Raw genomic sequence first — 14071 nt, 5'->3', positions numbered from 1 at the left:
TGGGTTCGTGCCGCCAGCGGGCAGGACCGGCGTCGGTAGGGGAGAGATGCGCTACTACACGGACCTGGTGCCGGCCTTCCCGGACCAGGGCGACTGGACCCTCGCGACGGTGCTGCGCCACCACGCCGCCCGCCGCCCCGACGCGGTCTTCCTCGACCTGCCCGAGGAGGGTCTGACCCTCACCTACGCCCAGGCGCTCGAGCACGCCGAGTCGGTGGCCGACCGGCTGGCCGAGGCCGGTGCGCGCACCGGCGACCGGGTGCTGGTGATGGCGGCCAACTCCTCGCAGTTCCTGCGCACGTGGCTGGGCACGGGGATCGGCGGGACCGTCGAGGTGCCGATCAACACCGCCTACGAGGGCGTCTTCCTCGAGCACCAGGTGGCCACCTCCGCGCCCCGCTTCGCCGTCATCGACGACGTGCACGCCGCCAAGTTCCCCGCCGTCGGCGACGCCGCGCGGGTGGTCGAGCGGTTCTTCGTGGTCGACACCGGCAGCCGGGACGAGGCGCTGGCGCTGCTCCGCGAGGCCGGCTGGGCCGCCGACCCGTGGGAGGCCCTCGCCGCGGGCGCCCGCCCCGGGGCGCAGTTCCCGACCCCGCCGCCGCACGCGCTGGCCTCGATCTTCTTCACCTCCGGCACCACCGGCCCGTCCAAGGGCGTGGCGATGCCGCACGCGCAGATGTACTTCTTCGGCCAGGAGGTCGTCAGCCTGCAGCGGCTGACGCCGGAGGACACCTACTTCACCTGCACGCCGCTGTTCCACGGCAACGCCCAGTTCATGGCGGCCTACCCCGCGCTCATCGCCGGCGCCCGGCTGGTCTGCCGGCCCCGGTTCAGCGCCAGCCGCTGGGTCGACCAGCTCCGCGACTCCGGCGTCACCGCCACCAACCTCATCGGCGTGATGATGGACTTCGTCTGGAAGCAGCCCGAGCGCCCGGACGACGCCGACAACGTGCTGCGCACCGTGTTCGCCGCGCCCACCGCCAGCTCGATCGTCGAGGGGTTCCGGGCCCGCTACGGCATCGAGGCGTTCACCGAGGTCTTCGGCCTGACCGAGACCAGCGCGCCGATCCTGTCGCCCTACGGCGAGGACCGGCCGGCCGGCGCCGCGGGGCTGCAGGCCGCCGACTGGTTCGACGTCCGGCTGGTCGACCCCGAGACCGACCGGGAGGTGCCCGTCGGCGAGGTCGGCGAGCTCGTCGTCCGCCCGCGGCACCCCTGGACCTGCTCGCTGGGCTACTTCGGCATGCCGGGGAGGACCGCCGAGGCCTGGCGCAACCTGTGGTTCCACACCGGCGACGCGCTGCGCAGGGACGCCGACGGCTGGTTCTACTTCGTCGACCGCTACAAGGACGCGCTGCGCCGCCGCGGGGAGAACATCAGCTCCTACGAGGTCGAGCAGGGGCTGCTGTCGCACCCCGGCGTGCTCGAGGTCGCCGTCGTCGGCGTCGCGGCCGACTCCGAGGCCGGCGAGGACGAGGTGATGGCCTTCGTCGTCGCCGACCCGGCCGGCCCGGGCGTCACCGCCACCGAGCTGTGGGACTGGTGCACCGGCCGGGTGCCGGCCTTCGCCGTGCCGCGCTACGTCCGCTTCGTCGACGCGCTGCCCAAGACCCCGTCGGAGAAGGTGCAGAAGGCCGTGCTCCGCGCCGACGGCGTCACCCCCGACACCCACGACCGCACCGCCGTCGCCGCGAGCGCCGGCGTCCGCTGAGGAGACCGCCGTGGACTTCACCGAGGACCCCACCCACCGGGAGATCCGCGAGGCCGTCCGGGCCCTGTGCAAGGCCTTCCCGGACGAGTACTGGATGGAGCACGACACCTCGCACGAGTTCCCGTGGGGGTTCTACGACGCGGTGAAGGACGCCGGCTGGCTCGGCCTGACCATCCCGGAGGAGTACGGCGGCGGCGGGCTCGGCGTCACCGAGGCGGCGCTGGTCGAGTACGAGATCTCGGCGTCGGGCGCCGGCATGGGCGGCTGCAGCGCCGTGCACATCGGCATCTTCGGCTTCCACCCGGTCATCGAGCACGGCTCGGAGTCGCTCAAGCGGCGGTTCCTGCCGCAGGCGGCGAGCGGGGAGCTGCACGTCTCGTTCGCCGTCACCGAGCCCGACGCCGGTACCGACACCACCAACATCTCCACCACCGCGCGCAAGGTCGACGGCGGCTGGCTGGTCTCGGGCAAGAAGGTGTGGATCACCAAGGCGCAGGAGGCGCAGCGGATGCTGCTGCTGGCCCGCACCAGCCCACGCGACCCGCAGGCGAAGAAGACGGCGGGCCTGACGCTGTTCTTCGCGCCGGTCGACCGCGAGCACGTGCAGATCCGCGAGATCCCCAAGATGGGCCGCAACGCCGTCGACACCAACGAGTTGTTCATCGACGACCTGTTCGTCGCCGACGAGGACGTGGTCGGCGAGGTCGGGCACGGGTTCCGCACGATCCTCGGCGGACTCAACGCCGAGCGGGTGATCAGCGCCAACGCCGCGCTGGGCCTCGGCCGGGCGGCGCTGCGCCGCGGCGTGGAGTACGCCAGGCAGCGGGAGGTGTTCGGCCGGCCGATCGGGCAGAACCAGGGCATCTCCTTCCAGCTCGCCGACGCCGCGATCCGCCTCGACGCCGCCGAGCAGGTCGTGCAGAAGGCGGCCTGGCTCGTCGACCGCGGGCTGCCCTGCGGCCGGGAGGCCAACGCGGCGAAGTTCCTCTGCGCCGAGGCCGGGTTCCTCGCCGCCGACGTCGCGCTGCAGGTGCACGGCGGGTTCGGGTACGGCAAGGAGTTCCACGTCGAGCGGTACTTCCGCGAGGCGCGGCTGATGCGGATCGCGCCGATCAGCCAGGAGATGGTCCTCAACTACACCGCCGAGCACGTGCTCGGCCTGCCCCGCAGCTACTGAGAGGAGGCGCGCCGGCGATGGTCCCGTACCGCTCGGTCCTGTTCGTCCCCGGCCACAAGCCGCAGTGGATCGACAAGGCGCTGGCCTCCGGCGCCGACTGCGTCGTCCTCGACCTCGAGGACTCCGTGCCCGCCGACCTCAAGGCCGGCGCCCGGGAGACCGTCGCCGCCTCGATCCGCGCCGTCCGTGGGCGCGACCCCGGGGTCGGGCTGTTCGTCCGAGTCAACCCGCTCGACACCCGGCTGACCGGCGCCGACCTCGAGGCCGTCGTCGTCCCGGGGCTGACCGGTGTGTTCGCCCCCAAGGTCGACACGGCGACCGACGTGCTGCGCTACGACGCGCTGCTCGACCACTTCGAGGCCCGCAACGGGGTCACGGGGCTGGAGTACATCGTCCCGGTGGAGATGGTGGCGGCCATCCAGAACGCCCGGGAGATCGCGGCGGCGTCGCCGCGGGTGGGTGCCATGATCGGCCCGACCGCCGAGCACGCCGACATCGCGCGTGCCGTCGGTTACCGCTGGACACCGGAGGGGGAGGAGACCCTCTACCTGCGCAGCCGGGTGCTGCTGGCCTGCCGCGAGGCGGGGATCCACCCGCTGACCGGGCTGTGGGAGCGCCTCGACGACGTCGTGGGCCTCAAGACCTTCGCCGAGAAGGGCCGCCAGCTCGGCTTCCGCGGCATGATCGCGATCCACCCGAGCCACGTGCCGGTGGTCAACGAGGCGTTCACGCCCACCGCCGACGAGGTGGACTTCCACGAGGGCCTGGTCGCGGCCTACGAGGCGGCCGCGGCCGAGGGCTCCGGAGCGGTCCGCTACCGCGGCGTGCACATCGACAAGGCGCACGCGGACACCGCCCGCGACTGGCTCGCCCACGCCCGCTCGCTCCCGGGGGCGACCAGCGTCCCCGTCGCCACCATCGACGCACCCGAGGGAGGGCGCTGACCGTGCGAGGTCTGTACTTCGAGGAGTTCGAGGTCGGCCGGGTCTACCGGCACCCGTTCACCCGCACCGTCACCGAGAGCGACAACGTGCTCTTCACGTCGCTGACGATGAACACGCAGCCGCTGCACCTCGACCACGAGTTCGCCAAGGGCACCATCCACGGCCGGCCGCTGTTCAACAGCCTGTTCACCCTCGCCCTGGTCGGCGGCTTCCACGTGCTGGAGCTGACCTTCGGGACCACACTGGGGAACCTCGGCTACGACAAGGTCGAGTTCCCCCACCCCGTGTTCCACGGCGACACCCTGCGCGGGGAGACGACGATCCTCGACAAGCGCGAGAGCCGCAGCCGCACCGACAGCGGGATCGTCTGGTTCGAGCACCGCGGCTACAACCAGGACGACACGCTGGTCATGCGGTGCACCCGCGTCGGCCTGATGGCCAGGAGCCCCGAGCACGGCGGCTCCAACCCGCGGGTGCTCGGCGACGACACCCCCGTGACCGAGGAGCAGCGGGCATGACCGCCACCCAGCCGGACCTGCGCACCTGGGTCCCCACCACGCGCGAGCTGCTGATCGACGGCCGGCTCGTCGCGGGGGAGGGGCCGGCCGTCGAGGCGGTCAACCCCGCCACCGAGCAGGTCACGGCGACCGTGCCGACGGCGTCGACCGCGCAGGTGGACGCCGCGGTCGACGCCGCCCGCCGCGCCTTCCCGGCGTGGGCGGAGGCGAGCCCGCGGGAGCGCAGCGCGGCGATCTCCCGGCTGGCCGACGTGTTCGAGGCCAACGTCGAGCGGCTCACCGCCTCGATCGTCAACGAGGTCGGCACCCCGGTGGCCTTCGCCGAGGTCATGCAGGTGCGGCTGGGCATCACCCACCTGCGCTGGATGGCCGAGGCGGCGCTGCTGGACCGGACCGTGCAGCTCGGGCCCTGGCACGACCCGGTGCTCAGCTACTCCGAGGTGGCCTACCGGCCGGCCGGCGTGGTCGCCTGCATCACCGGCTACAACTACCCGATCAACCTCGCCGTCTTCAAGTTCGGGGCGGCGCTGGCGGCCGGGTGCACCACCGTGCTGCTGCCCTCCCCGCGGACCCCGCTGACCACGCTGTGGATGGGCGAGCTGTTCGAGGAGGCCGGCATCCCCGCCGGCGTCATCAACGTGCTCGTCGGCGACGGGCCCTCGGTCGGGCAGCACCTGACCACCCACCCCGGCGTCGACCGGGTGTCGTTCACCGGCTCCGACGCCGTCGGCGCGCGGATCATGGAGCAGGCCGCCCGCGGGCTGAAGGGCGTGACCCTCGAGCTCGGCGGCAAGTCGCCGAACATCCTGCTGCCGGGGATCGACGTCGCGGCGCTGGCCCGCGACATCCACCTGCGGTGGGCGCGCAACGGCGGCCAGGGCTGCGCCGCGCTGGCCCGGATGCTGGTGCACGAGAGCCTGGTCGACGACTTCCTCGCCGCCTCGCGGGAGGCGTTCCCCGCGCTGAAGGTCGGCGACCCGTGGGACCGCGAGGTGAACATCGGCCCGATGATCCGCGAGGACCACCGGCAGCGGGTGCAGTCCTTCGTCGACGGCGGGCTGGCCGACGGCGGCGAGATCGTGCTCTCGCTGGACACCCCCGTCCCCGACCGCGGCTACTTCGTCAACCCGGTCGTGTTCACCGGGCTCCCGCACGGCAACCGCCTCGTGCAGACCGAGGTGTTCGGCCCGGTCGGCGTCGTCGTCCCCTTCGCCACCGAGGAGGAGGCGGTCGCGCTGGCCAACGACACCGCCTACGGGCTGGCCGCCAACGTCTACACCCCCGACGTCGAGCACGGCCGGGCGCTGGCCGGGCGGCTGCGCTCGGGGACGGTGTGGGTCAACGGCGGCGGCAACATGCGGCCCGACGCGCCCTTCGGCGGCTTCGGCCTCTCCGGCGTCGGCCGCGAGGTCGGCGAGTGGGGCATCCGCGAGTACCTCGAGCCGCAGCACGTCCAGTGGCGGCCGTGACGACCAGGGGGAACGACATGACGACCGACACGGGCACGCCGCCGCTGGCGGGGGTCACCGTCCTCGAGCTGGGGACGATGTACGCCGCCCCGACGGCCGGCCGGATGCTGCGCGACTTCGGCGCCCGGGTGGTCAAGGTCGAGGACCCGCGCACCGGCGACTTCGCCCGGCAGTGGACGCCGCAGCACGAGGGGCTCTCCCTCGGCTTCGCCCGGCTCAACAGCGGCAAGGAGTCCGTCGGCATCGACCTGCGCCGGCCCGAGGGCCGCGACCTGGTCCGCCGGCTCGCCGCGAAGGTCGACGTCGTCGTCGAGTCCTTCCGGCCCGGCCGGCTGGAGGACTGGGGACTGGGCTACGACACCCTCTCCGCCGAGAACCCCGGCCTGGTGCTGACCCGCGTCTCCGGCTTCGGCCAGACCGGTCCGTACCGGGCGCGGCCGGGGTTCGGCACGGTGGCCGAGACCGCCAGCGGCTACGCCTACGTCAACGGGTGGCCGGAGACGCCGCCCACCTCGCCGCCGTTCGGCTTCGCCGACTCCATCGCCGGCCTGTCGGCCGCGTTCGGGACGACGACGGCGCTGTTCAACCGCTCGCGCACCGGCCGCGGGGACGTCGTCGACGTGGCGCTCTACGAGCCGCTGATGTTCATCCTCGGCGACCTGATCGTGAACTACACCGCCACCGGGTTCATCCAGGAGCGGGTCGGCAACGGGTCGGGCTCGGCGTCCCCGCGCGGCATCTACCAGGCCGCCGACGGGCAGTGGCTGTCGATCGCGGCGTCCAACCAGACCATCGCGCTGCGGCTGTTCGACGCGATGGGCCGCCCGGAGTTCAAGGACGACCCGAAGTTCGCCACCAACGTGGCCCGGATGGCGAACAACGAGGAGCTGCAGGAGCACGTGTCGGAGTGGGTCGCGCAGCGGCCGCGGGCCGACGTGCTCGCCGACCTCGACGCGCACGAGGTGGTCGCCGCGCCGGTCAACGACGCCCGCGACATCGTCGAGGACCCGCACTTCCGCGAGCGGACCCTGGTCGAGCTCGCCGGCACCCGGCTGGGCCGCGTGCTGGTGCCCGGTCCGGTGCTGCACATGGGCAGCTACGCCGGGCCGGTGTACGAGGGCGTGCCCGCGATCGGCGAGCACACCGAGTCGGCGCTCACCGGCCTGCTCGGTCTCCCGCCCGACGAGATCGCCCGGCTCGGCAGCAGCGACGTCGTCGGCCCGACCCCGGTGCGCGCGGCGTGAGCACCGCCGTCGACCTCTCCGGCAAGGTCGCGCTCGTCACCGGCGGCAGCCGCGGGCTGGGCCGGGAGATGGTGCTCGGGCTGGCCGCGGCCGGCGCCGACGTCGTCGTCGCCAGCCGGGACCTGGCCAGCTGCGAGAAGACGGCGGCCGAGGTGCGGGAGACCACCGGGCGGCGGGCGCTGCCGGTGGCGGCGCACGTGGGCCGCTGGGAGGCGCTCGACGCGCTGGTCGAGACCGTCTACGGCGAGTTCGGCCGGGTCGACGTCCTGGTGAACAACGCCGGGATGAGCCCGCGCTACGACACCGTCGCCGACGTCTCCGAGGAGCTCTTCGACAAGGTGCTCGGGGTCAACCTCAAGGGCCCGTTCCGGCTGGCCGCGCTGGTCGGCACGCGCATGGCCGCCGGCGAGGGCGGCTCGATCATCAACGTCTCCAGCACCGGCGCGGTCCGCCCGCGGGCCGACATCGTGCCCTACGCCGCGGCCAAGGCCGGGCTCAACGCGGTCACCGTGGGCCTGGCGCACGCGTTCGGGCCGTCGGTCCGGGTGAACGCGATCATGTGCGGCACCTTCCTCACCGACGTGTCCGCCGCCTGGGACATGGAGGCCTTCGGCCGGCGCGCGGCCGGTTTCGCCCTGCGCCGGGGCGGGCAGCCGTCGGAGGTCGTGGGGACCGCCCTGTACCTGGCCGGCGACTGGTCGTCGTTCACGACCGGGTCGATCGTCACCGTCGACGGAGGACAACCGTGATCATCGACGTCCACTGCCACGCCTGGCCCGACCGGATCGCCGAGCGGGCGCTCGGGCCGCGGGTGCCGCAGCTGCCCCGGGTCGGCGACGGCAAGATCTCCACCCTGCCCGGCGTGCTCGAGCGCTCCGGCGTCGACCGGGGGGTGCTGCTCGGGATCGCCGACAGCGCGAGGTACGTCGACGGCACCAACCGGTTCGTCGCGAGCAGCCGCGGCGGGTCGCTGCTCGGCTTCGGCACCGTGCACCCGGACCTGCCGGTCGAGGAGAACCTCGCCTCGCTGCGCCGCAACGGCATCCCCGGGGTCAAGCTGCACTCCCTGTTCCAGGGCTTCGCCTACTCCGACCCGCGCGTGTGGGACCTGCTCGAGGCCTTCGGCTCGGAGATCGCGGTCATCGCGCACGTCGGCAGGGGCGGTGACGCGGAGAGCAACGAGCGCGCGACGCCGGGCATGGTCCGCGACATCGTCCGGCGCTTCCCCGACCTGCGGCTGATCGCCTGCCACTTCGGCGGCTACCACCGCCTCGAGGAGGCCGAGGAGGAGCTGCTGGGGCTCCCGGTGTTCCTGGAGACGTCGTGGCCGCCGACCATGGCCGAGCTCGCCCCGGAGCGGGTGCGGTCGATCATCGACCGGCACGGCGCCGACCGGATCGTGTTCGGCTCGGACTGGCCGATGGCCGACCCGGCGCGCGAGATCGCCGCGATCCGGGCGCTGGGCTACGACGAGGAGACCACCGCCGGCATCCTCGGCGGCAACTTCGCCCGGCTCATGGGCCTGTCCGACGGCGAGCCGCTGCCCGGGCCGTCCGTCCCGGAGGAGACCGCCCGTGGCTGACAGCGTCCTGGTCGACCAGCGCGGCGACGCCACCTGGATCACCCTCAACCGGCCCGACCGGCGCAACGCCTACGACCCGGAGATGGCCGAGGCCGTCGTCGAGGCGCTCGACGGCAGCACCCGCAGCCGCGCCGTCGTCGTCACGGGGGTGCCCGGGTCGTTCTGCGCCGGCGGGGCGCTGACCAACCTGTCCGCACCCGACGTGACGAGCATGCGCGGGCTCTACCGGTCGTCCCTGCGGCTGTTCGACGCGATCCGCAACCACCCCCGGCCGGTCGTCGCGGCGGTGAACGGCCCGGCCGCCGGCGGGGGCAACGAGCTCGTCGTCGCCTGCGACCTGGCGATCGCGGCCGAGTCGGCCACCTTCGGGCAGACCGGCCCGCGGGTCGGCAGCGCCCCGGTCACCGGCGCCACCAACGTGCTGGGCGTGCAGATCGGGGAGAAGCGGGCCAAGGAGATGGCGTTCCTGTGCCGGCGCTACACCGCCGCGCAGGCGCTGGAGCTCGGGCTGGTCAACGCCGTCGTCCCCGACGACGAGCTGGTGGCCGCGGTCGACGCGCTGGTCGACGAGCTGTCGGTGCTCAGCCCGCGCTACCTGGAGATCGCGAAGGTGAGCTCCAACGTCTGGTGGAACGCCGCGCGGGACTCCTTCACCAACGGCCTCGGGATGCTGGTGCAGGCCATCGGCAGCCCGGACATGGCCGAGGGCGCGACCGCGTTCCTGGAGAAGCGCCGGCCGCGGTTCCCCGCCCCCGACGCCTGAGGGAGGACCCCCTCACTGCCGGGTGCCGCCGCGGCCGTCACCGGCGATCCGGCGGCTGTCGTGGCTCTTCTGCCGGCCCGTCGGCGTCACCTCGAGCACCGCGCGGTTCGGGCTGTCGAGCAGCCGGACGAACGCCCCGGGGTCGGCGGCGGCCATCCGCTCGGCGAACGCCGGGTAGAACCAGTCCTTCGTCGCCCGGTCGTCGTGCACGACGGCGGTGCCCTGCACGGCCAGCATCCGGCGCCCGGGCAGGCCGGTGCCGCGGTTGTCCACGACGAGGGTGAGGCGGCCGTCGAGCCGCAACGACTCGAGGTGGTCGCGGCCGGCCACCGCGGTCAGCCAGAACCGGCCGTCGCGCCGCAGGAAGCTCATCACCACCCCCGCCGGCCACCCCTCCCGGGAGGTGTAGGCGACGGTGCACTCGGTCTGCGCCTCGAGCAGGTCGTCCTGGTCGGCGCGCGCCAGGTGCGTGCCCCGCAGGTCCTCGATGTCCCGGACACCGACCTGCACCCGATCCGCCACCACCGAACACCCCGCAACCCTTGTCATCGTTCGCATGTTCTGGCTGGATGGTGGCACAGGCTCCTGCCGGGGAGGGACATGACCGTCGCGCCGTCCATCGGGGACTGGCTGGCCGCCGCCGCGGGCCGGGCCGCCCCCTCCGCCGGCGCGCTGGTGGCCGGGGAGACGGTGACCTGGCGCGACCTCGACGTCCGCGCCGACCGCTCCGCCGCCGGGTTCCGCGCGCTCGGGCTGCGCCCGGGTGACCGCGTCTGCGTGCTCATGCGCAGCAGCACCGCCACCCTCGCGGTCTGGTTCGGCCTGGCCCGCGCCGGCCTGGTCGAGGTGCCGCTCAACCCGGCGAGCGGCCCGACCCTGCTGCGCCACCTGCTCGGGCACTCCGGCGCACCGGTCGTCGTCTGCGACGCCGAGTTCCGCGACGCCGTCGGCGCGGTCGCCCCCGACACGGTCCGCACCGTGGTGGTGGCCGGAGGCGGCGACGGCTCCGGGGACGTCGACCTCGCCGACCTGCTCGCCACCACGCCCGAGTCCCTGCCGCCGGTCGACCCGGCCGGCCCCGCCGTCGTCCTCTACACGTCGGGGACCACCGGGCCGCCCAAGGGCGCCGTCCTCTCCCACCGGGCCAACGTCAACCTGACCCGGCACACCGTCGCGCTCATGGGCTACACCGCCGACGACCGGCTCTACAGCGTCTTCCCGCTGTTCCACTCCAACGCCCGCTACTGCAGCGTGATGACCGCCGCCGAGGCCGGCGCCGACCTGGTGCTCGACCGCACGTTCTCCGCCGGCCGGTTCTGGGACACCTGCCGCGCCCACGGCATCACGGCGTTCAACTACCAGGGCGCCATGGTGTCGATCCTGCACAAGCAGCCGCCCCGGGACGACGACGCCGACAACCCGGTGCGGGCGGCCTTCGGCGCCCCGTGCCCGCCCGAGGTGTTCGCGTCCTTCGAGCGGCGCTTCGGCCTGCTCCTCACCGAGATCTACGGCAGCACCGAGGTCTCCGTCGTCTGCGACATGCCGCCGTCGGCCCGCCGCATCGGCACCGCCGGCCGCGAGTCGGTGAACTACTCGGTCGCGGTCGTCGACGAGGACGACGAGCCGGTGCCGGCGGGCACGCCGGGGGAGATCGTGGTGCGGCCCAAGCGCACCGGCTGGATGTTCGACGGCTACGCCGGCGACCCCGCGGCGACGGCGGCCAGCTGGCGGGGCCTGTGGTTCCACACCGGCGACCGGGGCGTGCTCGACGCCGACGGCTTCCTCACCTTCCTCGACCGGCTGAAGGACACCGTCCGCCGCCGCGGGGAGAACGTCTCCTCCTGGGAGGTGGAGCGGGTCGTCGCCGAGCACCCCTCGGTGGCGCAGGTGGCCGCGTACGGCCTCCCCTCGGAGCTGTCGGAGGAGGACGTCGCGGTCGCCGTCGTCCCGGCCGAGGGCGCCGCCGTCGACCCCGCCGAGCTCGTCGAGCACTGCCGGCGCGGGCTCACCTCCTTCGCCGTCCCGCGCTACGTGCGGGTCCTCGACGCGCTGCCGATGACGCCGAGCCAGCGGGTGGAGAAGTACAAGCTGCGCGCCGACGGCATCCCGCCCGGCACCTGGGACCAGGAGGCCCGCTGATGGAGCGCTTCACCCGCACCGACCCCGCGCCCGGCGTCGCCGTCCTGACCATGAGCCGGCCGGAGAAGCTCAACGCGATGGACCAGACCTGGTTCCGCGAGCTCGCCGAGGTCATGGGCACGATCGGCGTCGACGACGGCGTGCGCGCCGTCGTGCTCACCGGCGAGGGCCGGGCCTTCTCCGCGGGCGGGGACATCGACGTGTTCGCGGAGCTGGCCGGCGACGTGACGAGGGTGCGGCCGCACCTCAAGCTCGTCTACGACGCCTTCTCCGCCGTCGAGCGGTGCGCGGTGCCGGTGGTCGCCGCGGTCAACGGGCTCGCGTTCGGCGGCGGCAGCGAGCTGGCGCTGGCCTGCGACGTGGTGCTGGCCGCGGAGTCGGCGCGGTTCTCCTTCAAGGAGGCCACCGTCGGGCTGATGCCCGGTTACGGCATCGTCCGGGGGCCCGACGTGCTGGGCCGGCACTGGACCCGCTACCTGGCGCTCACCGGCCGGGTCGTCGACGCCGCGCGCGCCGAGCGGGCCGGCCTGGTCCAGGAGGTGCACCCCGACGGCGAGCTGCTGCCCGCCGCCGTCGCGCTGGCCGCGGAGGTGGCCGCGCACTCCACGCTGGCCGTGCGGGTCGGCAAGGCCTTCGTCAACCGCGACGCCGTCGGCGGCCTCAGCGAGTCCGTCGAGGCGATCGCGCTGCTCTTCGGCACCCCGGAGCACCGGGACGCCGTCGCCGCCTTCCGGGCCGCCCGCGGCCGCAGACCCCCACAGGAGGAGACGTGACCGGACCCGACGGCCGCGACGTCGCCGTGGCCCACCTCGACGCCGTCGGCCGGCTGGACCTGCCGGCCATCGAGGCCACCGACGCCTCCGACGTGGAACCGGTGCCGCCCTACGCGCCGCCGGGCTCCCCGACGGTGCCGCGGGGCCGCAGTGAGGCGATGAGGGTCCACCCCGAGGGCCTCGTGGTCACCGCCCTCGGCGGCGAGGTGGGGACGCCGTGAGCCGGCTGCAGGGGAAGGTCGTGCTGGTCACCGGGGCCGCCCGGGGACAGGGGCGGGCGCACGCGGTGGCCTTCGCCCGCGAGGGGGCCGACGTCGTCGCCGTCGACATCGACAGCGACACGGACGGGGGCGTGGACTCGGTGCCCTACCCGACGGCGCGGGCCGCCGACCTGGCCGAGACCGCGGCGCAGGTGGAGGCGCTGGACCGGCGCATCGTGGCGCGCACCGCCGACGTGCGCGACGCGGCGGCGCTGGAGGCCGCCGTCGCCGAGGGGCTGGAGACCCTCGGCCGGATCGACGCGCTGGTGGCCAACGCGGGCGTCTTCTCCCAGGCGCCGTTCTGGGAGATGGGCGAGCAGCAGTTCCGCGACGTCCTGGAGATCAACCTGCTCGGCGTCTGGCGGTCGATGAAGGCGGTCGCGCCGCACATGATCGAGCGCCGCAGCGGGTCGATGGTGCTGATCTCCTCGGTCAACGGCGTCCGGGGCAACGCCGGCGCGGCGCACTACGCCGCCAGCAAGCACGGGGTGCTGGGGCTGATGCGCAGTGCCGCGCTGGAGCTGGGGCCGCACCGCGTGCGGGTCAACGCGATCTGTCCCGGCCTGGTCGACACCCCGATGGTCAACTGGCCCGGCATGTACGACCAGATGGCCGGCCGGCCCGGTGGCACCCGCGAGGACTTCGACGCCTCGGCCCTGCACTACGGCGTCCTGGGCGGCCAGGGCGGGCTGCCGCCGGAGACGGTGGCCGACGCCGCGGTGTGGCTGGCCTCGGACGGCGCCTGGGCGGTGACCGGCCAGGCGATCCCGGTCGACGCGGGCCACCTGGCCCTGCCGGGCTTCAACCCCGCGCCGGTGCAGCCCGTGCCCGACCGGCCCTGACCGGAGGGCGGCGGGGTCGGATCCCGGGACGGGTCAGGTCCCGGCCCGGGGTCCCAGCTGTGCCGGGGCGGGGCCGGCGCCCGGGAAGCGCAGCGGCCGGGGGGTGGTGACGGCGACGGGGTACTCCGCGGCGGGCACGGCGTAGAGGAAGCGGAGCTCGCGGGACGCGATCCGCCACCGCCCGTCGTCCTCCCGGCGGTAGGCGTCCGCGTAGCGGAAGGCGAGCACCATCGCCGTCCCGTCGATCGCCTGCTCGGCGTGCATCGACACCGTGCCCGTCGCCTCGCCGGGGCGGCCCCAGTCGACGACGTGCGCGTGCGGTGAGTGGGCGCTCGCTCCCGAGACGGCCAGCCGACGCTCGAGGTAGGCGAGGACCGCCTCGCGCCCCCGCACCCGGTCGGTGACCCCGGCGAAGACGGCGTCGGCGGTGAACAGCGTGCGGAGGGTCGCCCAGTCGCGGTCGTCGACGGCCAGGGCGTACCGGGCGGCGAGGTCGTGCACCGCCAGCCGGTCCTCGACCCGGGCCAGCCGGGCGGCGAGGTCGGGGGTGCTCGGAGCTGCGGTCATGGACGTGCCGGCCTCCCGTGCCGTGCGGTGCGGCGCCGGCGCGGCCGGGCGGTGTCGCCCGGCCGCGCCGGCGACCGGC

15 protein-coding genes are annotated in these 14071 nt (G+C 74.3%); 13 read left to right on the top strand and 2 right to left on the bottom strand.

What is annotated here, in order from left to right:
* The first annotated feature begins 46 nt into the window (after positions 1-46).
* Genes BMZ33_RS13740 through BMZ33_RS13700 form a run of 9 tightly spaced genes read left to right on the top strand, consistent with a single transcriptional unit; the run spans position 47 to position 9411 of the window.
* Positions 47-1714, top strand: a complete 1668-nt coding sequence (locus BMZ33_RS13740; protein WP_091111407.1) for an AMP-binding protein — start codon at positions 47-49, stop codon at positions 1712-1714.
* Positions 1715-1724: 10 nt separating this feature from the next.
* On the top strand, positions 1725-2891 hold the full coding sequence (locus BMZ33_RS13735) for an acyl-CoA dehydrogenase family protein (RefSeq protein ID WP_091111404.1): 1167 nt from the start codon (positions 1725-1727) through the stop codon (positions 2889-2891).
* Positions 2892-2908: 17 nt separating this feature from the next.
* Positions 2909-3835, top strand: a complete 927-nt coding sequence (locus tag BMZ33_RS13730; RefSeq protein WP_091111401.1) for an HpcH/HpaI aldolase/citrate lyase family protein — start codon at positions 2909-2911, stop codon at positions 3833-3835.
* Positions 3836-3837: 2 nt separating this feature from the next.
* Positions 3838-4353, top strand: a complete 516-nt coding sequence (locus tag BMZ33_RS13725) for a MaoC family dehydratase (RefSeq protein WP_091111399.1) — start codon at positions 3838-3840, stop codon at positions 4351-4353.
* Entirely contained in the window at positions 4350-5822 is a 1473-nt protein-coding gene (locus BMZ33_RS13720; protein ID WP_091111395.1) for an aldehyde dehydrogenase family protein, read from the top strand. The genes BMZ33_RS13725 and BMZ33_RS13720 overlap by 4 nt, the downstream gene beginning before the upstream one ends.
* 17 nt (positions 5823-5839) lie before the next feature.
* The gene (locus BMZ33_RS13715) at positions 5840-7066 is read left to right on the top strand and encodes a CaiB/BaiF CoA transferase family protein (protein WP_091111851.1); all 1227 of its coding nucleotides are present in this window, start codon (positions 5840-5842) and stop codon (positions 7064-7066) included.
* The gene (locus BMZ33_RS13710; protein ID WP_091111393.1) at positions 7063-7815 is read left to right on the top strand and encodes an SDR family NAD(P)-dependent oxidoreductase; all 753 of its coding nucleotides are present in this window, start codon (positions 7063-7065) and stop codon (positions 7813-7815) included. The genes BMZ33_RS13715 and BMZ33_RS13710 overlap by 4 nt, the downstream gene beginning before the upstream one ends.
* Positions 7812-8648, top strand: coding sequence for an amidohydrolase family protein (locus BMZ33_RS13705; protein ID WP_091111391.1), 837 nt, complete (start codon positions 7812-7814; stop codon positions 8646-8648). Before BMZ33_RS13710 ends, BMZ33_RS13705 begins: the two co-directional genes overlap by 4 nt.
* Positions 8641-9411: an enoyl-CoA hydratase/isomerase family protein gene (locus BMZ33_RS13700; RefSeq protein ID WP_091111388.1), complete on the top strand. Its 771-nt coding sequence runs from the start codon at positions 8641-8643 to the stop codon at positions 9409-9411. The genes BMZ33_RS13705 and BMZ33_RS13700 overlap by 8 nt, the downstream gene beginning before the upstream one ends.
* A gap of 12 nt (positions 9412-9423) precedes the next feature.
* Here the strand turns inward: BMZ33_RS13700 and BMZ33_RS13695 are convergent, their stop codons facing one another.
* Positions 9424-9921, bottom strand: coding sequence for a pyridoxamine 5'-phosphate oxidase family protein (locus tag BMZ33_RS13695; protein ID WP_091111385.1), 498 nt, complete (start codon positions 9919-9921; stop codon positions 9424-9426).
* 90 nt (positions 9922-10011) lie between these two features.
* Here BMZ33_RS13695 and BMZ33_RS13690 point away from each other — a divergent pair, with 90 nt between their 5' ends.
* From BMZ33_RS13690 to BMZ33_RS13675, 4 genes are read left to right on the top strand one after another with little or no spacing between them, the layout of a single operon-like run.
* Positions 10012-11550 (top strand): AMP-binding protein, encoded by a 1539-nt coding sequence (locus BMZ33_RS13690; RefSeq protein WP_091111382.1) that lies wholly within the window; start codon positions 10012-10014, stop codon positions 11548-11550.
* Positions 11550-12323, top strand: coding sequence for an enoyl-CoA hydratase/isomerase family protein (locus tag BMZ33_RS13685; RefSeq protein ID WP_091111379.1), 774 nt, complete (start codon positions 11550-11552; stop codon positions 12321-12323). Before BMZ33_RS13690 ends, BMZ33_RS13685 begins: the two co-directional genes overlap by 1 nt.
* Positions 12320-12544 (top strand): hypothetical protein, encoded by a 225-nt coding sequence (locus tag BMZ33_RS13680; RefSeq protein WP_091111376.1) that lies wholly within the window; start codon positions 12320-12322, stop codon positions 12542-12544. Before BMZ33_RS13685 ends, BMZ33_RS13680 begins: the two co-directional genes overlap by 4 nt.
* On the top strand, positions 12541-13425 hold the full coding sequence (locus tag BMZ33_RS13675) for a mycofactocin-coupled SDR family oxidoreductase (protein ID WP_091111373.1): 885 nt from the start codon (positions 12541-12543) through the stop codon (positions 13423-13425). Before BMZ33_RS13680 ends, BMZ33_RS13675 begins: the two co-directional genes overlap by 4 nt.
* 33 nt (positions 13426-13458) lie before the next feature.
* Here BMZ33_RS13675 and BMZ33_RS13670 read toward each other — a convergent pair whose 3' ends face one another.
* Entirely contained in the window at positions 13459-13992 is a 534-nt protein-coding gene (locus BMZ33_RS13670) for a nuclear transport factor 2 family protein (protein ID WP_091111370.1), read from the bottom strand.
* Positions 13993-14071: the final 79 nt, after the last annotated feature.

Source organism: Geodermatophilus dictyosporus, assembly GCF_900115505.1.
Classification (GTDB): Bacteria; Actinomycetota; Actinomycetes; order Mycobacteriales; family Geodermatophilaceae; genus Geodermatophilus; species Geodermatophilus dictyosporus.
This window is presented reverse-complemented; position numbering and strand designations above follow the sequence as displayed.